This window comes from Streptomyces sp. SID5643 (assembly GCF_009872555.1).
Taxonomy (GTDB): domain Bacteria; phylum Actinomycetota; class Actinomycetes; order Streptomycetales; family Streptomycetaceae; genus Streptomyces; species Streptomyces iakyrus.
Map to the genome: position 1 here is coordinate 24990 of NZ_WWIC01000051.1, position 22345 is coordinate 47334.

Below are 22345 nucleotides of genomic sequence, written 5' to 3' on the forward strand. Positions count from 1 at the left end.
AGCGAGTTACCCACTCGTCTTTCCCCGTGGCGGTCTGGTGACGCGGCTGTCGCGGGAGCAGTCGGTTCGGTGCCTCAGGTACCGCAGTACGGCTCGGCCCCGGGACAGGGCCGGTCGGACCCGCCGTTTCAACCCCGGGCGTGTGCACGCCCGCTGAGCGGCACCGGGCGTGTGCGCTTCGCAGCCCGGCCAACACCCGCACGTCATCACGCACCCGGTGCGCCCGTGGTCCGGCCCTGCCGGGCCGCCTCCGGCGCACCCGGAGCGCGTTCCCCGTCGTCACCCTCATCCTGGAGTCCCGCGATGGCCACTCCCCTTTCCGACCCGTCCCAGTCCCCGCTGCAGAAGATCGCCGTCGTCGGCCTCGGCACGATGGGCACCGGCATCGCCGAGGTCCTCGCCAAGGCCGGCCGCACGGTCGTCGGCATCGACATCAGCGAGGCCCAGGCCGCGAAGTGCGTCGCCGCCCTGGAGGCCTCCACCGCCCGGGGCGTCGAGCGCGGCCGGCTGACCGAGCAGGAGCGCGCCGAGATCCTCGGCCGGGTCCGCACCTCCGCCGACCTGCGCCACGCGGCCGACGCCGACCTGGTCATCGAGGTGGCCCCGGAGTCGTACGAGGTCAAGCAGCAGATCTTCCGGGAGCTGGACGGGATCGTGCGCCCGGAGACCATCCTGGCGACCGGTACCAACGCCCTGTCCGTGACCCGGCTGGCCGCCGAGTCGTCGCGCCCCGAGCGGGTGCTGGGTCTGCACTTCTTCAACCCCGCCCCGGCCATGAAGCTGGTCGAGGTCGTCTCCTCGGTGCTGACCGCGCCGGCGGCCGTCACGGCGGTCACCGATCTCGCGCTGGACCTCGGCAAGGAGCCCGTCGCGGTCGGCGACCGCCCCGGTTTCGTCGCGGACGGCCTGCTGTTCGGCTACCTCAATCAGGCCGCCGCGATGTACGAGGCCAAGTACGCCTCCCGCGAGGACATCGACGCCGCGATGCGGCTGGGCTGCGGACTGCCCATGGGCCCGCTGGCGCTGCTCGACCTGATCGGCGTCGACACCGCCCGCACGGTCCTGGAGGCCATGTACGCCGCCTCCCGCGACCGGCTGCACGCCCCGGCCCCGATCCTCAAGCAGCTCAGCGAGGCGGGCCTGACCGGCCGCAAGGCGGGGCGCGGCTTCTACACGTACGAGGCGCCGGGCAGCGCGGTCACCGTGCGGGACACGCTGACCCCGACGGAGGGCGGCGACCCGGCTCCCGGCCGGGAGATCCGCTCGGTCGGTGTCGCGGGCTCGGGCACCATGGCCTCCGGGATCGCCGAGGTCTTCGCGAAGGCCGGGTACGAGGTGGTCCTGGCCGCCCGCAGCGCGGAGAAGGCGCAGACCGCCAAGGCCCGGATCGGCAAGTCCCTGGCCCGCTCGGTCGACAAGGGCCGCATGACCGCGGAGAGTGCCGCCGAGACCCTGGACCGCATCACCGCCACGGGCACCTACGACGACTTCGCCGGTGTCGACCTGGCCGTGGAGGCCGTCGCCGAGGACCTGGAGGTCAAGCGGCAGCTGTTCGCGGCCCTGGACAAGGTCTGCAAGCCGGGCGCGATCCTGGCCACCACGACCTCGTCGCTGCCGGTCGTCGCCTGCGCCCGGGCGACCTCGCGCCCGCAGGACGTGATCGGCATGCACTTCTTCAACCCGGCGCCGGCCATGAAGCTGGTCGAGGTGGTCCGGACCGTGCTGACGGCCGACGACGTCCACGCGACGGTCCGCGAGGTGTGCGGACGGATCAGGAAGCACCCGGTCGACTGCGGCGACCGCGCCGGCTTCATCGTGAACGCGCTGCTGTTCCCGTACCTGAACAACGCGATCAAGATGGTGCAGGAGCACTACGCGACGCTCGACGACATCGACGCCGCGATGAAGCTGGGCGGCGGCTACCCGATGGGCCCGTTCGAGCTGCTGGACGTCGTCGGGCTGGACGTCTCGCTGGCCATCGAGAAGGTCCTGCACCGCGAGTTCCGCGACCCGGGACTCGCTCCGGCGCCGCTGCTGGAGCACCTGGTGGCCGCGGGCTGCCTCGGCCGCAAGACCGGCCGTGGCTTCCGCGAATATGCCAAGCGCTGAGCGTCCCGGCGACTGGTTCCGGTCCGGTGCGGAGTGGGGCGGCCTGCTCGGCACGGACCGGTTCCACGAACCAGGCCATGCGCAGCGAGCTGCGCACATGCAGTACGTTCAGGGCATGCCCCAGCCCGCCAAGTCCTCACGTACACCAGCCGCGACCGAGGCGCCGGAGAGTGCCGCCGGCTCTCGTGCCGCCGCCCAGCGGCTCAAGATGCGCCGGGAACTGGCGGCCGCCGCGATGGAGCTGTTCGCCACCAAGGGGTACGAGGCGACCACCGTCGACGAGATCGCGGCCCAGGCCGGGGTCGCCCGCCGTACCTTCTTCCGCCACTTCCGCTCCAAGGAAGAGGCGATCTTCCCCGATCACGACGACACCCTGATCCGGGCCGAGGCGGTGCTCAACGCCGCGCCGGCGCACGAGCACCCGCTCGACACGGTGTGCCGTGGCATCAAGGAAGTCATGCGGATGTACGCGGCCCGGCCGGAGATCTCGGTCGCCCGCTACAAGCTGACGCGCGAGGTGCCCACGCTGCGCGAGGCGGAGATCGCGTCGGTGGCCCGCTACGAGCGTCTCTTCACCCGCTATCTCCTCGGCCACTTCGACGAGCGCGCGCACGCCGACGACGCCAACGACGACCCACTGCTGGCGGAGGTCGCCGCGTCGGCCGTGGTCACGGCCCACAACCACGTGCTGCGGCGCTGGCTGCGCGCGGGCGCCCAGGGGGACGTGGAGGCGCAGCTGGACCACGCCTTCGCGATCGTGCGGAAGACCTTCGGCACGGGCATCGGGGCCGGGCGTTCCACGGACGCGCAGCCGGCCGCGGCCACGGCTTCGGCACAGGGCGAGGTGCTGGTGACGGTCGCCCGCACCGACGCACCGCTGGACGAGGTCATGCGGACGATCGAGCAGGCCCTCAAGGAGCGCTGACGCCCCTTTCCCCCGTGTGATGACGGCCACCCCTCGGGGTGGCCGTTTTGGCATGTCAGGGGCCCTTTTGCCGGCCCTTGAGGAGCCCATTCGATCGATCATCGCTCATTTGTTACGTAAAGATTTCATCTGAGATCAAGTTCTGGCACTCAGTGCCTTGCGGGGTGACACGCGGTGTCATACGTTGAAGAGGTCCGGGCGACGTCCCGGCAAGCTCACCCGCTTGCCCGCCCGGGCGCCTGCGTCACAGGCAACCTCCCGCGCCACCCAGCGCTGCCGATCAGCACCACCGCCGAACCGACGGCACACCCTCAACCCTCAGCAGCACCGACGTAACCATCGGCGCCCCTCCCTCAGGGCGCTCACCGCCGGAGGCAACACCGTGACCGTTAAGGACATCCTGGCCGCGATCCAGTCGCCCGACTCCACGTCGGAGGACTTCGCCGCCCTCCAGATCCCCGAGTCGTACCGCGCGATCACCGTGCACAAGGACGAGACGGAGATGTTCGCCGGACTCGCCACGCGCGACAAGGACCCCCGCAAGTCGATCCACCTGGACGAGGTGCCGCTGCCCGAGCTCGGCCCGGGTGAGGCCCTGGTGGCCGTCATGGCCTCGTCGGTCAACTACAACTCGGTGTGGACCTCGATCTTCGAGCCGCTGTCGACCTTCGGCTTCCTGGAGCGCTACGGCCGTACCAACGAGCTGGCCAAGCGCCACGACCTGCCGTACCACATCATCGGCTCCGACCTCGCGGGTGTCGTCCTGCGCACCGGCCCGGGCGTCAACGCCTGGCGGCCCGGCGACGAGGTCGTCGCGCACTGCCTCTCCGTCGAGCTGGAGTCCAGCGACGGCCACAACGACACGATGCTCGACCCCGAGCAGCGCATCTGGGGCTTCGAGACGAACTTCGGCGGCCTCGCCGAGATCGCCCTGGTCAAGTCCAACCAGCTGATGCCGAAGCCCGACCACCTCAGCTGGGAGGAGGCCGCCGCGCCCGGCCTGGTCAACTCCACCGCCTACCGGCAGCTGGTCTCCCGCAACGGCGCCGGCATGAAGCAGGGCGACAACGTCCTGATCTGGGGCGCGAGCGGCGGACTCGGCTCCTACGCCACCCAGTTCGCGCTGGCCGGCGGCGCCAACCCGATCTGTGTCGTCTCCAGCGAGCAGAAGGCGGACATCTGCCGCTCGATGGGCGCCGAGGCGATCATCGACCGCAGCGCCGAGGGCTACAAGTTCTGGAAGGACGAGCAGACCCAGGACCCGAAGGAGTGGAAGCGCTTCGGCAAGCGCATCCGCGAGTTCACCGGTGGCGAGGACATCGACATCGTCTTCGAGCACCCCGGCCGCGAGACCTTCGGCGCGAGCGTCTACGTCACCCGCAAGGGCGGCACCATCACCACCTGCGCCTCGACCTCGGGCTACATGCACGAATACGACAACCGCTACCTGTGGATGTCGCTGAAGCGCATCATCGGCTCGCACTTCGCCAACTACCGCGAGGCCTGGGAGGCCAACCGGCTCATCGCGAAGGGCAAGATCCACCCGACCCTGTCGAAGGTGTACTCCCTGGAGGACACCGGCCAGGCCGCCTACGACGTGCACCGCAACCTGCACCAGGGCAAGGTCGGCGTGCTGTGCATGGCGCCCGAGGAGGGCCTGGGCGTGCGCGACCACGAGAAGCGCGCCAAGCACATCGACGCCATCAACCGCTTCCGTAACATCTGAGACCCGGGGTCATAGATGACTGAGCGTCAGCCCGCCGAAGCGAAGCGGGAGAAGGACCGGCCGTGGCTCATGCGCACGTACGCCGGCCACTCCACCGCCGAGGCGTCCAACGAGCTGTACCGGCGCAACCTCGCCAAGGGCCAGACGGGTCTGTCGGTGGCGTTCGACCTGCCGACGCAGACCGGCTACGACTCCGACCACATCCTCGCCCGCGGCGAGGTGGGCCGGGTCGGCGTGCCGATCGCGCACGTCGGTGACATGCGCCGGCTGTTCCAGGACATCCCCCTGGAGCAGATGAACACCTCGATGACGATCAACGCCACCGCCATGTGGCTGCTGGCGCTCTACCAGGTCGTCGCCGAGGAGCAGGGCGCGGACATCACCAAGCTCCAGGGCACGACCCAGAACGACATCGTCAAGGAGTACCTGTCCCGCGGGACGCACGTCTTCCCGCCGGGGCCGAGCCTCCGTCTGACGACGGACATGATCGCGTACACGGTCTCCCACATCCCGAAGTGGAACCCGATCAACATCTGCAGCTACCACCTGCAGGAGGCGGGGGCCACACCGGTGCAGGAGATCGCGTACGCGATGTCCACCGCGATCGCCGTCCTCGACGCCGTGCGCGACTCCGGCCAGGTGCCGCAGGAGCGCATGGGCGACGTCGTCGCGCGCATCTCGTTCTTCGTGAACGCGGGCGTCCGCTTCGTCGAGGAGATGTGCAAGATGCGGGCGTTCGGCCGCATCTGGGACCGCGTCACCCGCGAGCGGTACGGCATCGAGAACCCCAAGCAGCGCCGCTTCCGGTACGGCGTCCAGGTCAACTCCCTGGGGCTGACGGAGGCGCAGCCGGAGAACAACGTCCAGCGGATCGTGCTGGAGATGCTGGCCGTCACGCTCTCCAAGGACGCCCGCGCGCGTGCCGTGCAGCTGCCCGCCTGGAACGAGGCGCTCGGCCTGCCCCGCCCCTGGGACCAGCAGTGGTCGCTGCGCATCCAGCAGGTGCTCGCGTACGAGAGCGACCTGCTGGAGTACGAGGACATCTTCGAGGGCTCGAAGGTGATCGAGGCGAAGGTGGACGAGCTGGTCGAGGCCTCGTTCGCCGAGATCGACCGCATCCAGGAGATGGGCGGCGCGATGGCGGCCGTCGAGTCCGGCTACCTCAAGTCGCAGCTGGTCGCATCGCACGCCGAGCGCCGGGGCCGGATCGAGTCCGGCCAGGAGAAGATCATCGGCGTCAACATGTTCGAGGGCACCGAGCCGAACCCGCTGACCGCCGACCTGGACACCGCGATCCAGACGGTGGACCCGGCGGTCGAGGCCCGGGTCGTCGCGGCCCTCCAGCAGTGGCGCGACAGCCGCTATCAGCCGCCGTTCAACCACCCGCGGCCCTGCAAGGCGCTGGAGCGGCTGAAGGAGGCCGCACGCGGCAACGAGAACCTCATGGAGGCCACCCTGGAGTGCGCCCGCGCCGGGGCGACGACCGGCGAGTGGGCCGGGGCCCTGCGCGAGGTGTTCGGCGAGTTCCGGGCGCCCACGGGTGTCTCGTCGGCGCCGGTGGCCGTCCCCGTCGAGGAGGGCAGCACGCTCGCCCTGGTGCGCCGCAAGGTGGACCTGACGGCCAAGGACCTGGGCGTCGGCAAGCTGCGCTTCCTGGTCGGCAAGCCGGGCCTCGACGGGCACTCCAACGGCGCCGAGCAGATCGCGGTGCGCGCGCGGGACGCCGGCTTCGAGGTGGTCTACCAGGGCATCCGGCTGACGCCGGAGCAGATCGTGGACGCGGCCCTCGCCGAGGACGTGCACGCGGTCGGCCTGTCCATCCTGTCCGGCTCGCACGCCCAGCTGGTGCCGGACGTCCTCGAACGGCTGCGTGTGGCGGGTGCCACAGATATACCGGTGATCGCCGGTGGCATCATCCCGAACGGTGATGCCGAGCAGCTCAGGGAAGCCGGAGTGGCCGCGGTCTTCACCCCGAAGGACTTCGACATCACCGGAATCATCGGCCGCATCGTCGACGAGATCCGGAAAGCGAACAAGCTCGACCCCCTGGAGGTCCCCGCATGACGACCGTCAACCGCCTTCGCCCCCGGCGTTCCTGCCTGGCGGTACCGGGCAGCAATCCGCGCTTCCTGGAGAAGGCGCAGGGCCTCCCCGCGGACCAGGTCTTCCTCGACCTGGAGGACGCGTGCGCCCCGCTCGCCAAGCCCGAGGCGCGGCACACCATCGTGAAGTTCCTCAACGAGGGCGACTGGACGGGCAAGACGCGGGTCGTGCGCGTCAACGACTGGACCACCGAGTGGACCTACCGGGACGTCGTCACGGTCGTCGAGGGCGCCGGCCAGAACCTCGACTGCATCATGCTGCCGAAGGTGCAGACGGCCGAGCAGATCGTCGCCCTGGACCTCCTCCTCACCCAGATCGAGAAGACGATGGGCTTCGAGGTCGGCAAGATCGGCATCGAGGCGCAGATCGAGAACGCCCAGGGCCTGAACAACGTCAACGAGATCGCGACCGCCTCCCAGCGCGTCGAGACGATCATCTTCGGCCCGGCCGACTTCATGGCGTCCATCAATATGAAGTCGCTGGTCGTGGGCGAGCAGCCGCCCGGCTACCCGGCGGACGCCTACCACTACATCCTGATGAAGATCCTGATGGCCGCCCGCGCCAACAACCTCCAGGCGATCGACGGCCCCTACCTCCAGATCCGCAACATCGACGGCTACCGCGAGGTCGCCCAGCGCGCCGCCGCGCTCGGCTTCGACGGCAAGTGGGTGCTGCACCCGGGCCAGGTCGAGGCGTCCAACGAGATCTTCTCGCCGTCGCAGGAGGACTACGACCACGCCGAGCTGATCCTGGACGCGTACGACTACTACACGTCCGAGGCGGGTGGCAAGAAGGGCTCGGCGATGCTCGGCGACGAGATGATCGACGAGGCCAGCCGCAAGATGGCCCTGGTCATCTCCGGCAAGGGCCGCGCCGCCGGCATGCAGCGCACCAGCAAGTTCGAGATCCCGGAGGCGTGACGGCGATGCAGTTCGGACGCACCTACGAGGAGTTCGAGGTCGGGGCGACGTACAAGCACTGGCCGGGGAAGACGGTCACGGAGTACGACGACCACCTGTTCTGTCTCCTCACCATGAACCACCACCCGCTCCACATGGACACGAACTATGCGGAGAAGACGACGGACTTCGGCAAGAACGTCGTCGTGGGCAACTACATCTACTCGCTGCTGCTCGGCATGTCCGTACCGGACATCTCCGGCAAGGCGATCGCCAACCTGGAGATCGAGTCGCTGAAGCACGTGGCGCCGACCTTCCACGGCGACACGATCTACGGCCAGACGACCGTGCTCGACAAGTGGCCGTCGAAGTCGAAGAACGACCGCGGCATCGTCCACGTCGAGACCAAGGGCTACAAGCAGGACGGAACGCTCGTCTGCGTGTTCCGCCGCAAGGTGATGGTGCCGACCGAGACGTACATCAAGGAGCGCGGCGGCGAGCAGCCCGGCCGCCCCGAGCTCAGGGAGCAGGAGAAGTAGCCATGGCGCGACTCGCCCAGACCGCCGGTCTGACGGACGTCCAGCAGGAGATCCTGTCCACCGTCCGGGACTTCGTGGACAAGGAGATCATTCCGGTCGCCACGGAGCTGGAGCACCGCGACGAGTACCCCCAGCAGATCGTGGACGGGCTGAAGGAGTTGGGCCTGTTCGGCCTGATGATCCCCGAGGAGTACGGGGGTCTGGGCGAGTCGCTCCTGACCTACGCGCTGTGCGTGGAGGAGATCGCCCGCGGGTGGATGTCGGTGTCCGGCATCATCAACACCCACTTCATCGTGGCGTACATGCTCAAGCAGCACGGCACGCAGGAGCAGAAGGACCACTTCCTGCCGAGGATGGCGGCCGGCGACATCCGGGGCGCGTTCTCGATGTCGGAGCCGGCCCTCGGCTCGGACGTGTCGGCGATCACGTCGAAGGCGGTGAAGGACGGCGAGGAGTACGTCCTCAACGGCCAGAAGATGTGGCTCACGAACGGTGGAACGTCGTCCCTGGTGGCCGTCCTGGTCAGAAGTGACGAAGGTCACCCCGAGGGCACCGCGCCGCACAAGTCGATGACGACCTTCCTGGTCGAGAAGGAACCCGGTTTCGGTGAGGTCCGGCCCGGCCTCACGATCCCCGGCAAGATCGACAAGATGGGTTACAAGGGGGTCGACACCACCGAACTCATCATGGATGGCCTGCGCATTCCTGCGGATCGGGTGCTCGGCGGGGTCACCGGCCGTGGTTTCTACCAGATGATGGACGGCGTGGAGGTCGGCCGCGTCAACGTGGCGGCGCGTGGCTGCGGCGTCGCTCAGCGTGCGTTCGAACTGGGCGTCCAGTACGCGCAGCAGCGTCACACCTTCGGGAAGGCGATCGCCCAGCACCAGGCGATCCAGTTCAAGCTGGCCGAGATGGCTACCAAGGTGGAGGCCGCGCATGCGATGATGGTGAACGCAGCACGCAAAAAGGACTCCGGGGAGCGAAACGACCTGGAGGCCGGGATGGCGAAGTACCTCGCCTCCGAGTACTGCAAGGAGGTCGTGGAAGACGCCTTCCGTATCCATGGGGGCTACGGCTTCTCCAAGGAGTACGAGATCGAGCGTCTCTACCGCGAGGCTCCGATGCTGCTCATCGGTGAAGGTACCGCCGAGATCCAGAAAATGATCATCGGCAGGCGGCTGCTCGAAGAGTATCGATTCCAGGGCTAGATGTCCGGATACGGGGTGTTTTCTTGGAGAAGAAGATCACACCCCGTCAGCACTCTTCTGCCGCCGACTCGGCTGCCTGGCTTACCCAGTTACGGCCCCGAGCCGCTACGATCGCCGGAAAGCCGCCGTCCCCCGTCAGAGTGCGGCATCATCTCCGCTACGAAGGTCATCCATGCCCCACAGCCAAACCTCTGCATCTCGCGACAGCCGGGCCGGCGTACGCCTCGCGCGCGGAGCATCGCCGTGGCTCCTTCCGACCGTCGCCACCGCAGCCCTCAGCCTGGCCCGGGCCCGCCGCTCCGGCGCCGCCAAGGCCGTCGCCGTTCCCGCCACCGCGCTCGCGGCGGGAATGCTGTGGTTCTTCCGCGACCCCGAGCGCGAGATCACCCAGGGCCGGGTCATCTCGCCCGCCGACGGTGTGGTGCAGAGCATCATGCCGTGGAAGGACGGCCGCACCCGCGTCGCGATCTTCATGAGCCCGCTCAACGTCCACGTCAACCGCGCGCCGCTGGCCGGCACGGTGACGTCGGTCGAGCACATCCCCGGTGGCTTCGTTCCCGCCTTCAACAAGGAGAGCGAGAACAACGAGCGGGTCGTCTGGCACTTCGACACCGAGCTCGGCGACATCGAGATGATCCAGATCGCCGGCGCGGTCGCCCGCCGCATCGTCCCCTACCTGCCCCAGGGCACGAAGGTGGAGCAGGGCGAGCGGATCGGCCTCATCCGCTTCGGCTCGCGTGTCGACCTCTACCTGCCCGAGGGCGTGGAGGTCGCGGTCGAGGTCGGTCAGAAGACGGTGGCTGGGGTGACTCGCATTGACCGTGATTGATCCTGATACCAAGGCCGGCTGGGTCCCGGAGGCGGACGAGGTCGACGAGGAAGAGGAGATGCCCCTCTCCCTCCGGCTGTCGATAGCGGACACCCTGACCCTCGGCAACGCCACGTGCGGCTTCATGGCGGTGTACTTCACCACCACCGGCATCCTGATCCCGCACCTCACGGGCAGCCAGGAGACCGGCATGGCCCGCCACAGCGCGGCCACGGCGGTCATCCTCATGCTCTGCGCGGCGGTCTTCGACCTCTTCGACGGCCTGGTGGCGCGCAAGCTGCGCTCCTCCCCCATGGGCGCCGAGCTGGACAACCTGTCCGACCTGATCAGCTTCGGCCTGGCACCGGCGTACTTCGTCCTCGTCTACGGCATGGTCGCCAACGACGCCCACCAGCGGGTGGCGGCGGTCGGGGCGATCGTGGTGCTGCTGGCGGTGGTGCTGCGGCTCGCGCGGTTCTCGTGCGTGACGGTGAAGGACGGCACGTTCCAGGGCATGCCCTCGCCGTTCGGTGCGCTGACGGTGGTCGCGATCGTGCTGCTGGAGCTGCCGTTCGAGGCCACGCTGCTGGCGATCGTGGGGACGGCGTGGCTGATGGTGAGCCGGGTGGAGTACCCGAAGCCCCGCGGCTGGCTCGCGGTGGCGATGCTGGTGTGGATCGTCCTGTCCATGGGTCTGCTGGCGGCCTGGGCCTTCGGCGCGCCCGGCGGACAGCTCCTGCTGCAGACGGGGTGCGCGCTCCAGCTGGTGACGGGGGCGGTGATCCCGCTGTTCGCCACGGCTCGCCGGGTGAACAACTTCCGGGACAACCGCCGCGAGGCGCGGGCGGCGCAGCTTCCGTAGCGTCGGTACGACGACGAAGGCCCCGAGCCGATGGCTCGGGGCCTTTTCGTGCCTGCGGGGCGGGAGCCGCCGGGTCAGGTCAGGAAGTCCCTGGCGATGCGTTCCGCGACCCGTTCCAGGATCGGGCCCGCCTCGGCGATGCACTTCGCCACGTCCGGCTCGGCGTCCGTCAGAGGGTAGGCCCGGCGGAAACCGGCGCGGCCCAGGGTCTGGGGCGGCAGGGCGAGACGTCCGCAGACCGCCACGACGTCCTTGTCGGCGGCGCGGGCCGCGGCGGCGACACCCGCCGGGGCCTTGCCGTGCAGGGTCTGCTCGTCGAGGGAGCCCTCGCCGGTGATGACCAGGTCCGCACGGTCCAGGGCGGGCGCGAAGCCCAGGACGTCGAGCATGACCTCGATGCCGGGCCGGAACCGGGCGCCGAGCAGCAGGGCGCCGTAGCCGATGCCGCCCGCCGCGCCCGCGCCCGGCGACGCCGCGTACTCGGCGGCCTGCGGGCCCGCCGGTTGCTGGAGCACCTTCGCGAAGTGCGCGAGGGCGCTGTCCAGGGCCGCCACGTCCTCGGGCGAGGCACCCTTCTGCGGGCCGTAGACCGCGGGGGCGCCCTTCGGGCCGGTCAGCGGGTTGTCGACGTCGCTCGCGAGCACCAGATCGATCCCGGCCAGGCGCGGGTCGAGTCCCGACAGGTCGGCGGTGGCCAGCTCGGCGAGTCCGCCGCCGCCCGGCGGCACCGGCTCCCCGTCGGCGTCCAGGAACCGGGCGCCGAGCGCCGACAGCATCCCGGCGCCGCCGTCGGTGGTGGCGCTGCCGCCGACCCCGAAGACGATCGTGCGGGCGCCCGCGTCCAGCGCGGCCCGCAGCAGCTCGCCGGAGCCGTAGGTGGAGGCCGCGAGCGGGGCGAAGACCCCGGCGGGCAGCCGCTGAAGCCCGCTCGCCTCGGCCATCTCCACGACCGCCGTGCCCTCGCGCAGCGCGAACGCCGCCGTCACCTCGTCGCCGAGGGGGCCGGCGACCCGTACCTCCCGGCGCTGGAACCCGGCCGCGACCGCCGCGGCCACCGTCCCGTCGCCGCCGTCGGCCACCGGAAGCGCCTCGACCTCCAGGTCCGGCAGGACCCGGCGCAGCCCGGCCGTGACCCGCTCGGCGACCTCCACGGCCGTCAGCGACCCCTTGAACTTGTCCGCGGCGACGAGCACCCGCTGTGTCTTCCGGGTGTCGCTCACTGCAGCGTCCGCCACTTGCACTCCCCTTGCTCTCCGGGCCCTCACGCATGTCAGGGCCAGTCGCGCCGCTGTGACCCTAACCGGAGGACGCCCCCGTCGTCAGCACGTGCCCAGCCCCTGGACCAGGGCTCCCCGGGGCGCGGAGACCTGCGTGACCGGCCAGGACGGCCCGCATCCGCGCACGCACCGCACATCCCCGCCCCGTAGGCACCTCGTGAAACGGGTAGACAGCCCTCATGGGCCCCGCACACACCGACACAGACGTCACCGACCGCGTCCTCGGCGGCTGGACGGGCCGCATCGCGGGAAACATGCTGGGCAAACCCGTCGAGCAGGGCGAGCTCTGGACGCGTGAGCGCATCGACCGCTATCTCCGGCAGGCCGCCGCCCTGCCCCTGACCGACTACCTGCCCGAGCCCACCGGCGACCTCGAGATCGCGCTGCGTCCCGAGTGGCCCCAGTCCGTCCGCGGCCGCATCCACGGCAGCTGCCGTGACGACGACGTCGACTACGCGATCCTCGGCCTCGACCTGCTGGAGACCCACGGCTTCGGCTTCAGCACCGAGCAGGTCGGCGACCTGTGGCTGCTGCGGCTGCCGTTCCTTCAGACGTTCACCGCCGAGCGGGCCGCGTACCGCAACCTCGCCAGCGGGCTGAAGCCGCCGCTGACGGCGACGTACGACAACCCCTACCAGGAGTGGATCGGCGCCCTCATCCGCGCGGACATCTTCGGCTGGACCTGTCCGGGCGTCCCGCGCCGCGCGGCCCGGCTCGCGCGGCGGGACGCGGTGCTGTCGCACACCGGGAACGGGGTCTACGGGGCGATGTGGGCGGCGGCGCTGATCGCGGCGGCGTTCACGGCGCCCACCGTGCGGCACGCCGTCGACGAGGCCCTGGCCGTGATCCCGGCGAGCAGCCGCCTCGCCCGTACGGTGCGCCGGGTGACTGCCCTGCACGACACCCGGATGTCCTGGGAGGACACACTCACCACGATCGCCGAGGAGACCGGCGGCATGGGGTGGATCCACACCGTCCCGAACGCGGCCGTCCTCACTGCGGGCCTGCTCTACGGCGACGGTGACTTCACCCGCACCATCACGCTGACCGTCCGCGGGGGCCTGGACACCGACTCCAACGGTGCGACCGCGGGTTCGGTGGCCGGCGTGTTCGGCGGGGCGGCGGCCATCCCCGACCAGTGGAAGGCCCCGCTGGAGGACACGGTCCGCAGCGCGGTGTTCGGCTACGACGGGGTGCGGATCAGCGAACTGGCGGAACGGACGCTGCGGCTGGTGGAGCCGGCGGCCTGACGGCCCTGACGTGATGCGGGGCGCGGTGGTTACCCTGCACCGATGACCTCCTCTCCTGACTACGCCGCCTACATCGCCTCCCTGCCCCGCGTCCTGGCCGGTGCCGCGGTGCTGTTCCGGGACGGCGAGGGCCGTGTGCTGCTCGTCGAGCCCAACTACCGGGAGGGCTGGACGCTGCCCGGCGGCACGATCGAGTCCGACGACGGCGAAACCCCACGGCAGGGCGCACGGCGTGAGACGGCGGAGGAGATCGGGCTGGACCGTGAGCTCGGCCGGCTGCTGACGGTGGACTGGGTGCAGGGCGTGGGCCGTCCGCCGCTGGTGGCGTACCTGTACGACGGCGGGGTGCTGAGCGAGGACGAGTTCAAGGCGATCCGCCTCCAGGAGGAGGAGCTGCTGTCCTGGCGGCTGGTGGCGCGCGATGAACTGGGTGAGTACCTGTCGGACCCCCACCGCGGCCGGGTCCTGGCCGCCCTCGACGTCCTGGCGGACGGGCCGGGCACGGCGGAGCTGGAGGACGGCCGCCGGGTGTTCTGACCGGGCCCGGCCACTCCCCCACCGCTCGGGACCCCGCCCGATATCCGTTCGCCGACGCCGCCTCGCCCGGCCTACCCTCGGTGACATGGCCAGACCCCTCGTCGCCCTGCTCACCGGTGCCGGCATCAGCACGGACTCGGGCATCCCGGACTACCGCGGGCCGAACGGGCTGTGGCGCCGGGATCCCGAGGCCGAGAAGCTCGTCACGTACGAGCACTACATGGGCGACCCGGAGATCCGCCGCCGCTCCTGGCGGATGCGGCGCGAGACGGGGGCACTGCGGGCCGAGCCCAACGCCGCGCACCGGGCGGTGGCGGAGCTGGAGCGGTCCGGGGTGCCGGTGCGGGTGATCACGCAGAACGTGGACGGACTGCACCAGCTCGCCGGGATGCCGGCCCGCAAAGTGCTCGAACTGCACGGCACGGCGCGGAGTGTGGTCTGCACCGGCTGCCACGCCCGCGGCCCGATGGCGGACGCGCTGGCCCGGGTGGAGGCCGGTGAGGAGGACCCGCCGTGCCGGGAGTGCGGCGGCATCATGAAGCCGGCGACGGTGATGTTCGGCGAGCGGCTGGACCCCGTCGTCCTCGGCCAGGCGGCCGCCGTCAGCAAGGGCTGCCAGATCTTCGTCGCCGTCGGCACGAGCCTCCAGGTGCAGCCGGCGGCGGGTCTGGCCGGCGTCGCCGCCGACCACGGTGCCCGGCTGATCATCGTCAACGCCGAGCCGACCCCGTACGACGACCGTGCCGACGAGATCATCCGGGACCCCATCGGCACGGCGCTGCCGGAGCTGTTGCGCGGCCTCACGGCCGAAGCGAGCCCCGCAGGTCCGCCAGGCGGGTGAGCGCGTCGCGGCCCTGCTCGCGCTCGGCCGCGGTGAGGTCGAGCGCGGCTGCCCGGGCGAGGGTGGCGACGGCCGCCTCCTCGTCGCCGAGCCGTGCCGCGACGTCCCCGCGCAGGACGAGGAGCTGAAGCAGCTGGACGCGGGTCGGCGTCTCGCCCGTCAGACCGAGCACCCGGTCGACGACCTTGGCGGCGCCCGCCGGGTCCCCCTTGGAGTCCGCCAGGAGGGACGCGAAGTGCAGGGCCCGCGCGAACGTCTCGTCCGGGGCGGGCCCGTGGTGCCGCTCACCGCCGGTGCGCTGCCCGACCCGGACGCAGTTGCCTCCGGGGTCGGTCACGAGGAACTGCCGCACGCCGTACGTCATGTCCTTGAGCGGCCCGACCCGCGGCAGCCCCCGGGTGGGGATCCTGCCGTACGTCTCCTTGAGACCGGCGCGGAACGCCCGGTAGAGGCCGTCGACGTCGTCGGTCAGGAGGTAGCAGGTGCTGAACGACGCGGCCGGCTCGTACTGCTTCATCGCGAAGAACTGCAACTCGATGCCGCCGCGTTGCACGACCGCGTACGGGTTGGGGCTGCGCTGCTGGTACGTCACCTGGAATCCGAGGGCGGTGTAGAAGTCGAGGACGGGCTGGAGGGTCCGGCAGGGCAGGATCGGGATCGTCTTCTCCGGCATGACCCCACCCTAGTCAAATTTGACGAGCCATGGAGCCGAGTCAGAAGAGTGAGGCTCCGCGTTCGAAGTCCAGCAGGCGCTGCTTGCGCTCCAGGCCGCCGCCGTACCCCGTCAGGCCCCCGTTCGCCCCGATCACCCGATGGCACGGCACGATGATGCCGATGGGATTGCGGCCGTTGGCGAGGCCGACGGCGCGGGAGGCGGTGGGGGCACCGAGGACGCCGGCCAGCTGTCCGTAGGTACGGGTCTCGCCGTACGGGATGCGGCGCAGTGCGTCCCAGACCGTGCGCTGGAACGGGGTGCCGTACAGGCGGAGCTCGACCGTGAACTCCTCCAGGTCGCCCGCGAAGTAGGCCTTCAGCTGCTCCTCCGCCTCGGCGAAGAGCGTGTCGTCGCGGCTGCCGAAGGTCTCCTCGGGCGGACGGTGGCGCTGGTCGGTCATGTACAGGCCGCACAGGACACCGTCGTCGGCGACGAGGGTGAGGGGTCCGTACGGGCTGTCGGTCACGGTGTGCTGCTTCATCGGACGTCCTTATACCGGAAGGAAGTTGATCGGGTGGCTGTCGGTCGCCCAGAGGTACTGGACCGCGTAGGCCCGCCAGGGGCGCCAGGCCCCGGCGCGTGCGGTGAGCGCGGCGGGAGTGGACGGCAGGCCCAGTTCCCGGGCCGCCCGGCGGATGCCGAGGTCGGTGGGGAGGAAGGCGTCGGGGTCGCCGAGCGCGCGCATGGCGATGACGTCCACCGTCCAGGGGCCGAAGCCGGGCAGGGCGAGGAGCCGCTCGCGGGTGCGGGACCAGTCGCTCTCCACGCCGAGGTGGAGGTCGCCGTCGGCGAGGGTCCTGACCAGGGTGGTGAAGGTCGTGCGGCGGGTGCGCGGCATCGCCAGCGTCTCGGGGTCGAGTGCCGCGAGGGCCTCGGGGGCCGGGAAGAGGTGGGTGAGACCGCCTTCCGGGTCCTCGACCGGGTCGCCGTGCGCGATGACCAGACGGGCCGCGTGGGTGCGGGCGGCGGCGGTGGAGACCTGTTGGCCGAGCACGGCCCGGACGGCGAACTCGGCCTCGTCGACCGTGCGCGGCACGCGCCGGCCGGGCGCCTTGTCGACCAGCGGCGCGAGGACCGGGTCCGCGCTGAGCTGGTCGTCGATGGCGACGGGGTCGGCATCCAGGTCGAGCAGGCGGCGGCAGCGGCTGATGGCGACGGTCAGATCGCGCAGGTCACTGAGGGTCAGGCGGCAGGCGATGTGGTCCGGCTCGGGGGCGAGGGCCACGATGCCGTGGCCGTAAGGAAGGCGCAGGGTGCGGCGGTAGGAGCCGTCGCGCCACTCCTCCACCCCGGGTACGGCCGTCGCGGCGAGGTGACCGAAGAGGTTGTCGGGGTGGAGCGGGGCGCGGAACGGCAGCCGCAGGGAGAGTGCCCCGGGTGTGCTGGTGCCCTGCCGTTTCGGGGCGCGGGTGCGCAACTCGCTCGGGGCCAGGGCGAAGACCTCGCGGACCGTGTCGTTGAAGGTCCGGATCGAGGCGAAACCGGCGGCGAAGGCGATCTGGGCCATGGGCAGGGTGGTCGTCTCGATGAGCAGCCGGGCCGTCTGCGCGCGCTGCGCGCGAGCGAGTGCGAGCGGGCCCGCGCCCAGCTCGGCCAGGAGCTGGCGTTCGACCTGCCGGGTGCTGTAGCCGAGCCGGCCGGCGAGGCCGGGCACCCCCTCGCGGTCCACGACCCCGTCGGCGATCAGCCGCATGGCCCGGGCCACCAGGTCGGCGCGCTGGTTCCACTCGGGAGAGCCGGGGCTGGTGTCGGGCCGGCAGCGCTTGCAGGCCCGGAACCCGGCCTGCTGGCAGGCCGCCGCGCTCGGGTGGAAGACCATGTTCCCCGGCTTGGGCGGCACCACCGGACAGCTGGGACGGCAGTAGATACCGGTGGTCAGGACGGCCGTGAAGAACCAGCCGTCGAAGCGTGCGTCCTTCGAGCGGACGGCGCGCACGCAGCGCTCGGTGTCGGTGTGCATCCCCATCTGCATGGCTTCAGCATCCGGCACCGGGCGCCGCAGGGCTGGCGAGAATCCGACATCGACGTGCCGGCGCGGACGGCCCCGGACGCACAGTTGAAGATTCATTCATGTGTTCGCGTGGGGCCGCTAGGATGACGTCATGGGTCATGGAGCCGTCACCCCCGTGCAGGACGCCGGCGAGCGCGTGCGCCTGGACGCGGACAACGTCGCGAAGGTCGCCACCACGCTCCAGGCCCTGTCCACGCCCTCCCGGCTGCTGATCCTGGCGCGGCTGCGCGAAGGCCCGCTGCCGGCCACGGAGTTGGCCGCCGAGGTGGGCATGGAGCAGTCGGCCTGCTCGCACCAGCTGCGGTTGCTGCGCAACCTGGGCCTGGTCGTGGGCGAGCGCCGGGGCCGTTCGGTGGTGTACCAGCTGCACGACCACCATGTCGCCGAGCTGCTCGACCAGGCCGTGTACCACGTGGAGCACCTGCGGCTGGGCATCAGCGACGCCGCCGAATGAGGCGGCGCCGCTGACCCGGGCTACGCGGTGGCGGTCGGCCGTCGCGAGGCCTCCATCGCCTCGCTCACGCGCGTGAGCGGACGCAGCCGGTAGGTGTACGCGTAGTCGCGGCCCGCGAGGAGCTTGAACTCGTCGTGGGTGTGCGCGCCCCAGCTGTTGTCGCCGCCCACGCCCATCTGGCGGTGATTGACCCGCAGGACCACCGCGTCCCGGGGGGTGAGCTGGTAGTCGTGGCGGGCGCCGACGGACAGGTCCTCGGGGGTGAAGTGCGAGGCGTTGACCTCCAGCAGCGGCTCACCGGACACCAGCAGTCCGCGCCCCTTGCCGTCGGTCAGCGCCGCCCAGCGGACGTCGGTCTTGTTGCCGTTCTCCTGGGGGCGCAGGTACGGGGTCCACTGCCCGGCGACGGTGCCGGAGTACAGACCCACGTCGGTGGCGTTGTTGCGGTCCCACATGTTCTCCTCGGGGCCCCGGCCGTAGTAGTGCAGCCGGTCCAGGCTCCGCGGCAGGAACAGCAGGGTGCCGACCTCCGGGATGTACGGCAGGTTCGCCGCTCCCGGGTGCAGGGTGTTGTCGACCTTGATCTCGCCGTTGCCGAAGACCGTGTACGTCGTGCTGTACGTGGACTCCGTGCCGGTGGGCAGCGTGCCGGTGACGGTGACCTCGACGGCCCGGTCGTCCAGGGGCCGCACCCGTACGTCGGCCACCTTCCGCTGCGCTCCGGCGTCGCGCCACAGCTGGTTGCGGGTGTGCTGTCCGTTGCCGCGGTCGTTGTCGGTGGGCGCCCGCCAGAAGTTCGGGACGGGCCCTGAGGTGATGAGCCGGGTCCCGCCCGCCTCGTAGGACGTGATGGTTCCGGTGCCCTTGTCGACGGTGACGGCGAAGCCCTTGCCCTTCACGGTGACGGTCCTGTCCCCGTCGGTGTGGGTGAGGGCGGGCACGGATCGCAGCGGCGCGGGCCGCACGGCCGGGCTGTCCGCGTCGAGTTCGAGCTGCTGCTTCGCCACCTCGAAGCCGGGCCTGGCCCAGGGAGTGGCCTCCCTGGTGGTGAAGGAGAGCTGGAGGAAGTACTCCGTGCCGGGCCCGGGCTTCGCCGGGAGCCGCACCGGGACCTTGATGTCCTTGCTGCTCAGCGGGGCGACGTTCAGCTGGTCGCGGGTCAGCCGGCCGCGCTGGACGACCTTGCCGTCGGCGACCAGGGACCAACGGCCGTCGAACTCACGGAGGTTGGTGAAAAGGTACTCGTTGGTGAGCCTGACGGCACCGGGGCCGCCCGCGGCCGGGCTTGCGTCGACGGCCTGGTAGATCTGCTTGACCTCGGCGGACTTGCCGGTGAGGGTCCGGTCGGGCAGGACGATGCCGTCGCCTGCGAAGGCACCGTCGTTGGGGTTGTCGCCCCAGTCGCCACCGTAGGCGTAGAACGACTTGTCGCGCGGACGCTTCTCGGTGAGGCCGGCGGTGGCCGCGTCGAACCAGAGGCGCACGCCCTCGTCGTCGGGCTTGCGGGTGTCCGAGGCCAGTTCGGCGGCGCTCAGGGCGCGGGCGTACACACGGGCGCGGCGGATGGTGCCGCTGAACTCCCGGGTCGGGTTGTCGATGTCGGTGGCGAGGGACAGGGACGCGGTGTTGACGCCGGGACGGCGGGTGGTCGTCCGGGTGCCGCGCACCTGGCCGTCGACGTACAGGGTGAGTGTCCCGGCGTCCGCGTCGAAGACACCGGCGATGTGATGCTCCTTGCCGGTCCAGCCGTCGGGCAGGGCCCAGCTCGCGGTGACCCACTGCCCGCCGCCGTGGATGAAGAACTCCAGGTTCTTGTCGCTCTGCTTGAGGGCGTACTGGGTGTCGCCCTTGGCGATGATGGGCTGATGGCCGCCGGTGACGTCCGGGGTGACCCAGGCCTCCAGGGTCAGGGAGCCGGTGAGGTCGAGGCGGGGGTCGCGGGGGAAGACGGTGCCGCCCGAGACGCCCTTGGCCCGGTCGAAGGTGCCCGCGGGTGCCATGATCTCGCCGCGCAGCGCGCCCGGGCCGGACTCGGTCAGCAGCTTGCGCGTGGGGGTGGGCCAGCTCAGGGCCTGGTCGACGAAGTCCCAGATCCAGCCGCCCTGGAGGACGTCGTAGCGGCGGACGATGTCCCAGTACTTCTTGAAGTTGCCGTTGGAGTTGCCCATGCCGTGGGAGTACTCGATCATCACGTACGGCCGGGTGTCGCTCGTGTCCTTGGCGCGCTGCTCGACCCGTTGCGGGCTGTCGTACATCTCGGAGCGGATGTCGCTGATGCCCGGGCGGTCGTCGCCCTCGTACTGGATGACGCGGGTGGGGTCGTAGGAGCGGATCCAGTCGTGCATGGCGTTGAAGGTGGTACCGCCGCCCGCCTCGTTGCCGAGGGACCAGATGACCACGCTGGCGTGGTTCTTGTCGCGGTGGACCATGTTCTGGGCGCGGACCACGCAGGCCTCGGTCCACTCGGGGTGGCCGCTGCCCGGGAACTCGTCGCGGATGCCGTGGGTCTCCAGGTTGGTCTCGTCGACGAGGTACAGGCCGTATTCGTCTGCGAGTTCGAGCCACAGGGGGTTGTTGGGGTAGTGCGAGGTGCGGACGCTGTTGATGTTGAGGCGCTTGATGATCCGGATGTCCTCGACCATCTGCGCCCGGGTCAGCGCCGAGCCGGTGACGGGATGCATCTCGTGGCGGTTGGTGCCGCGGAAGGAGACCGGCTTGCCGTTGATGCGCATCAGGCCGTCCTTCAGCGCGAACTCGCGCAGGCCGACCCGGTGCGAGAGGGTCTCCACCACCTTGCCTGCGGGGTCGCGCAGGCGGAGCACGGCGGTGTAGAGGTTCGGGTGCTCGGCCGACCACAGCTTCGGGGCGGGGACGGCTCTGGACGCCTCGACCGTCGCCTCGTCTCCGTCCGGGACGTCGGCGGAACGGTTCAGGGGCCGGGACCAGACCGCGTGGCCACGGGCGTCGTAGAGCTGGGTCTCGACGGTGTAGCGGCCGCCGCCCTTGCCGCCGTAGTCGCGTACGTGCGCGGTGACCTTGAGCTCGGCGGAGGTGTAGCCGTCGCCGAGCGGGGTGTCCAGCTTGAAGTCGCGCAGGTGCACGCTGGGCGTGGAGTACAGGTGAACCGAGCGGAAGATGCCGCTCAGCCGGATCATGTCCTGGTCCTCCAGCCACTCCGCGTCGGAGTAGCGGTACACCTCCACGGCGATCTGGTTGGTGCCCGGCTTGAGGTGGGGCGTGATGTCGTACTCGGCGGAGGTGTAGGAGTCCTCGTGGTAGCCCACCAGTTCGCCGTTGATCCACACGTAGTGGGCGGACTTGACGCCCTCGAAGTGCAGGAAGGTGCGCCGGCCCTGCCAGTTGCGGGGCACGGTGAAGGTGCGGCGGTACTGGCCGACGGGGTTGTAGCGGGTCGGGGCGGCCGGCGGCTGGGCCTCCTCCCCGCGGCCGTTGGGGCCCCACCAGGGGTAGGTGATGTTGACGTAGATCGGGAAGTCGTAGCCGTGCAGCTGCCAGGCCGAAGGCACCGGGATGGTGTCCCAGCCCGAGTCGTCGAGGTCGGTGCGGTGGAAGTCGGTGTCCCGGTCGTCGGGACGGTCCGCATAGGCGAACTTCCAGGTGCCGTCGAGACTCAGCCGGTACGGCGAGCGCTCCCGGTCGCCCTTCAGGGCCTGCCCGAGGTCCGCGTAGGGCATGAGGGTGGTGTGCGGCGGCTCGGTGCCCACCCGGTACACGCTCAGGCCGTCGTTCCACTCGGGAGGGCCGTCCGCCGCCGCGCGCCGGCCGGCCGCGTGCGATGCGGTGGGCGACGCCGAGAGGGCGAGCGCGCCGAGTACGGCGGCACCCCCCTCCAGCAGTCGGCGGCGGCTGACGACGGGCCGGTCGGCGGGGGACGGGTGCGGGGGGTGCGGCATGAACGTGGCCTTCCTCGGTTCGACAGGTGCGGTGCTGCACGGACTGAGGGCGCGTCAGCTGCGGGCCTCAACTCCCCACCCGGGCTGAGTGTTTCTGTTGAGTCGCGTGGCAACTGACGGTGAGAGAGCAACTGCTGAGCAGGCACACCCTAGGACCCGCACACAAT

Annotated in this window: 18 protein-coding genes; 13 read left to right on the plus strand and 5 right to left on the minus strand. The window is 70.7% G+C overall.

The features are described from left to right. Window positions 1-303 precede the first annotated feature (303 nt). The 9 genes from GTY56_RS05605 to pssA all read left to right on the plus strand — a co-directional run bounded on the left by GTY56_RS05605 (window position 304) and on the right by pssA (window position 11179). On the plus strand, window positions 304-2109 hold the full coding sequence (locus tag GTY56_RS05605; protein ID WP_161363071.1) for a 3-hydroxyacyl-CoA dehydrogenase family protein: 1806 nt from the start codon (window positions 304-306) through the stop codon (window positions 2107-2109). Between the two features lie 115 nt (window positions 2110-2224). Further along, window positions 2225-3034, plus strand: a complete 810-nt coding sequence (locus GTY56_RS05610; RefSeq protein ID WP_229856054.1) for a TetR family transcriptional regulator — start codon at window positions 2225-2227, stop codon at window positions 3032-3034. 382 nt (window positions 3035-3416) lie between these two features. Further along, on the plus strand, window positions 3417-4760 hold the full coding sequence (gene ccrA / locus GTY56_RS05615; protein ID WP_161363075.1) for a crotonyl-CoA carboxylase/reductase: 1344 nt from the start codon (window positions 3417-3419) through the stop codon (window positions 4758-4760). Window positions 4761-4775: 15 nt separating this feature from the next. Beyond that, window positions 4776-6824 carry an ethylmalonyl-CoA mutase gene (locus GTY56_RS05620; RefSeq protein WP_161363077.1) on the plus strand — a complete coding sequence of 683 codons (2049 nt, stop codon included), beginning with the start codon at window positions 4776-4778 and terminating at the stop codon, window positions 6822-6824. Beyond that, window positions 6821-7783 carry an HpcH/HpaI aldolase/citrate lyase family protein gene (locus GTY56_RS05625; RefSeq protein WP_030948307.1) on the plus strand — a complete coding sequence of 321 codons (963 nt, stop codon included), beginning with the start codon at window positions 6821-6823 and terminating at the stop codon, window positions 7781-7783. The genes GTY56_RS05620 and GTY56_RS05625 overlap by 4 nt, the downstream gene beginning before the upstream one ends. 5 nt (window positions 7784-7788) lie before the next feature. Further along, a complete protein-coding gene (locus GTY56_RS05630; protein WP_033309326.1) occupies window positions 7789-8301 on the plus strand; it encodes a MaoC family dehydratase in 513 nt (170 codons plus the stop codon). Between the two features lie 2 nt (window positions 8302-8303). Next, entirely contained in the window at window positions 8304-9509 is a 1206-nt protein-coding gene (locus tag GTY56_RS05635; protein WP_107453776.1) for an acyl-CoA dehydrogenase family protein, read from the plus strand. 172 nt (window positions 9510-9681) lie between these two features. Then, window positions 9682-10338, plus strand: coding sequence for a phosphatidylserine decarboxylase (locus tag GTY56_RS05640; protein WP_161363078.1), 657 nt, complete (start codon window positions 9682-9684; stop codon window positions 10336-10338). 58 nt (window positions 10339-10396) lie between these two features. Then, window positions 10397-11179 carry a CDP-diacylglycerol--serine O-phosphatidyltransferase gene (pssA, locus tag GTY56_RS05645; protein ID WP_161363176.1) on the plus strand — a complete coding sequence of 261 codons (783 nt, stop codon included), beginning with the start codon at window positions 10397-10399 and terminating at the stop codon, window positions 11177-11179. A gap of 74 nt (window positions 11180-11253) precedes the next feature. Here pssA and GTY56_RS05650 read toward each other — a convergent pair whose 3' ends face one another. Then, window positions 11254-12372 carry a glycerate kinase gene (locus tag GTY56_RS05650; RefSeq protein WP_161363178.1) on the minus strand — a complete coding sequence of 373 codons (1119 nt, stop codon included), beginning with the start codon at window positions 12370-12372 and terminating at the stop codon, window positions 11254-11256. A gap of 263 nt (window positions 12373-12635) precedes the next feature. Here GTY56_RS05650 and GTY56_RS05655 point away from each other — a divergent pair, with 263 nt between their 5' ends. The 3 genes from GTY56_RS05655 (at window position 12636) to GTY56_RS05665 (ending at window position 15084) form a co-directional block, all read left to right on the plus strand. After that, window positions 12636-13706 carry an ADP-ribosylglycohydrolase family protein gene (locus tag GTY56_RS05655; RefSeq protein WP_161363080.1) on the plus strand — a complete coding sequence of 357 codons (1071 nt, stop codon included), beginning with the start codon at window positions 12636-12638 and terminating at the stop codon, window positions 13704-13706. A gap of 42 nt (window positions 13707-13748) precedes the next feature. Next, a complete protein-coding gene (locus tag GTY56_RS05660; protein ID WP_161363082.1) occupies window positions 13749-14243 on the plus strand; it encodes an NUDIX domain-containing protein in 495 nt (164 codons plus the stop codon). A gap of 85 nt (window positions 14244-14328) precedes the next feature. After that, window positions 14329-15084, plus strand: coding sequence for an SIR2 family NAD-dependent protein deacylase (locus GTY56_RS05665; protein WP_161363084.1), 756 nt, complete (start codon window positions 14329-14331; stop codon window positions 15082-15084). On the opposite strand, the gene GTY56_RS05670 is transcribed toward GTY56_RS05665, so the two are convergent. From GTY56_RS05670 to GTY56_RS05680, 3 genes are read right to left on the minus strand one after another with little or no spacing between them, the layout of a single operon-like run. Beyond that, entirely contained in the window at window positions 15044-15757 is a 714-nt protein-coding gene (locus GTY56_RS05670; RefSeq protein ID WP_161363086.1) for a bleomycin resistance protein, read from the minus strand. The genes GTY56_RS05665 and GTY56_RS05670 overlap by 41 nt on opposite strands. 40 nt (window positions 15758-15797) lie before the next feature. Continuing rightward, the gene (locus tag GTY56_RS05675; RefSeq protein ID WP_161363088.1) at window positions 15798-16280 is read right to left on the minus strand and encodes a methylated-DNA--[protein]-cysteine S-methyltransferase; all 483 of its coding nucleotides are present in this window, start codon (window positions 16278-16280) and stop codon (window positions 15798-15800) included. Window positions 16281-16289: 9 nt separating this feature from the next. Continuing rightward, window positions 16290-17759: an AlkA N-terminal domain-containing protein gene (locus tag GTY56_RS05680; protein WP_161363179.1), complete on the minus strand. Its 1470-nt coding sequence runs from the start codon at window positions 17757-17759 to the stop codon at window positions 16290-16292. Window positions 17760-17901: 142 nt separating this feature from the next. Here GTY56_RS05680 and GTY56_RS05685 point away from each other — a divergent pair, with 142 nt between their 5' ends. Beyond that, entirely contained in the window at window positions 17902-18264 is a 363-nt protein-coding gene (locus tag GTY56_RS05685; protein WP_161363090.1) for an ArsR/SmtB family transcription factor, read from the plus strand. 20 nt (window positions 18265-18284) lie between these two features. Here GTY56_RS05685 and GTY56_RS05690 read toward each other — a convergent pair whose 3' ends face one another. Beyond that, window positions 18285-22178, minus strand: a complete 3894-nt coding sequence (locus GTY56_RS05690; protein WP_161363092.1) for a glycoside hydrolase family 2 TIM barrel-domain containing protein — start codon at window positions 22176-22178, stop codon at window positions 18285-18287. Between the last annotated feature and the right edge of the window lie 167 nt (window positions 22179-22345).

What these genes read in the sequence shown, in the direction of transcription:
- GTY56_RS05605 (WP_161363071.1), top strand. Translation starts at nt 304, where the DNA reads ATGGCCACTCCCCTTTCCGACCCGTCCCAGTCCCCGCTGCAGAAGATC.
- GTY56_RS05675 (WP_161363088.1), bottom strand. Translation starts at nt 16,280, where the DNA reads ATGAAGCAGCACACCGTGACCGACAGCCCGTACGGACCCCTCACCCTC.
- GTY56_RS05640 (WP_161363078.1), top strand. Translation starts at nt 9,682, where the DNA reads ATGCCCCACAGCCAAACCTCTGCATCTCGCGACAGCCGGGCCGGCGTA.
- GTY56_RS05670 (WP_161363086.1), bottom strand. Translation starts at nt 15,757, where the DNA reads ATGCCGGAGAAGACGATCCCGATCCTGCCCTGCCGGACCCTCCAGCCC.
- GTY56_RS05665 (WP_161363084.1), top strand. Translation starts at nt 14,329, where the DNA reads ATGGCCAGACCCCTCGTCGCCCTGCTCACCGGTGCCGGCATCAGCACG.
- GTY56_RS05680 (WP_161363179.1), bottom strand. Translation starts at nt 17,759, where the DNA reads ATGCACACCGACACCGAGCGCTGCGTGCGCGCCGTCCGCTCGAAGGAC.
- GTY56_RS05685 (WP_161363090.1), top strand. Translation starts at nt 17,902, where the DNA reads ATGGGTCATGGAGCCGTCACCCCCGTGCAGGACGCCGGCGAGCGCGTG.
- pssA (WP_161363176.1), top strand. Translation starts at nt 10,397, where the DNA reads ATGCCCCTCTCCCTCCGGCTGTCGATAGCGGACACCCTGACCCTCGGC.
- GTY56_RS05620 (WP_161363077.1), top strand. Translation starts at nt 4,776, where the DNA reads ATGACTGAGCGTCAGCCCGCCGAAGCGAAGCGGGAGAAGGACCGGCCG.
- GTY56_RS05635 (WP_107453776.1), top strand. Translation starts at nt 8,304, where the DNA reads ATGGCGCGACTCGCCCAGACCGCCGGTCTGACGGACGTCCAGCAGGAG.
- GTY56_RS05655 (WP_161363080.1), top strand. Translation starts at nt 12,636, where the DNA reads ATGGGCCCCGCACACACCGACACAGACGTCACCGACCGCGTCCTCGGC.
- GTY56_RS05610 (WP_229856054.1), top strand. Translation starts at nt 2,225, where the DNA reads ATGCCCCAGCCCGCCAAGTCCTCACGTACACCAGCCGCGACCGAGGCG.
- GTY56_RS05625 (WP_030948307.1), top strand. Translation starts at nt 6,821, where the DNA reads ATGACGACCGTCAACCGCCTTCGCCCCCGGCGTTCCTGCCTGGCGGTA.
- GTY56_RS05630 (WP_033309326.1), top strand. Translation starts at nt 7,789, where the DNA reads ATGCAGTTCGGACGCACCTACGAGGAGTTCGAGGTCGGGGCGACGTAC.
- GTY56_RS05660 (WP_161363082.1), top strand. Translation starts at nt 13,749, where the DNA reads ATGACCTCCTCTCCTGACTACGCCGCCTACATCGCCTCCCTGCCCCGC.
- GTY56_RS05690 (WP_161363092.1), bottom strand. Translation starts at nt 22,178, where the DNA reads ATGCCGCACCCCCCGCACCCGTCCCCCGCCGACCGGCCCGTCGTCAGC.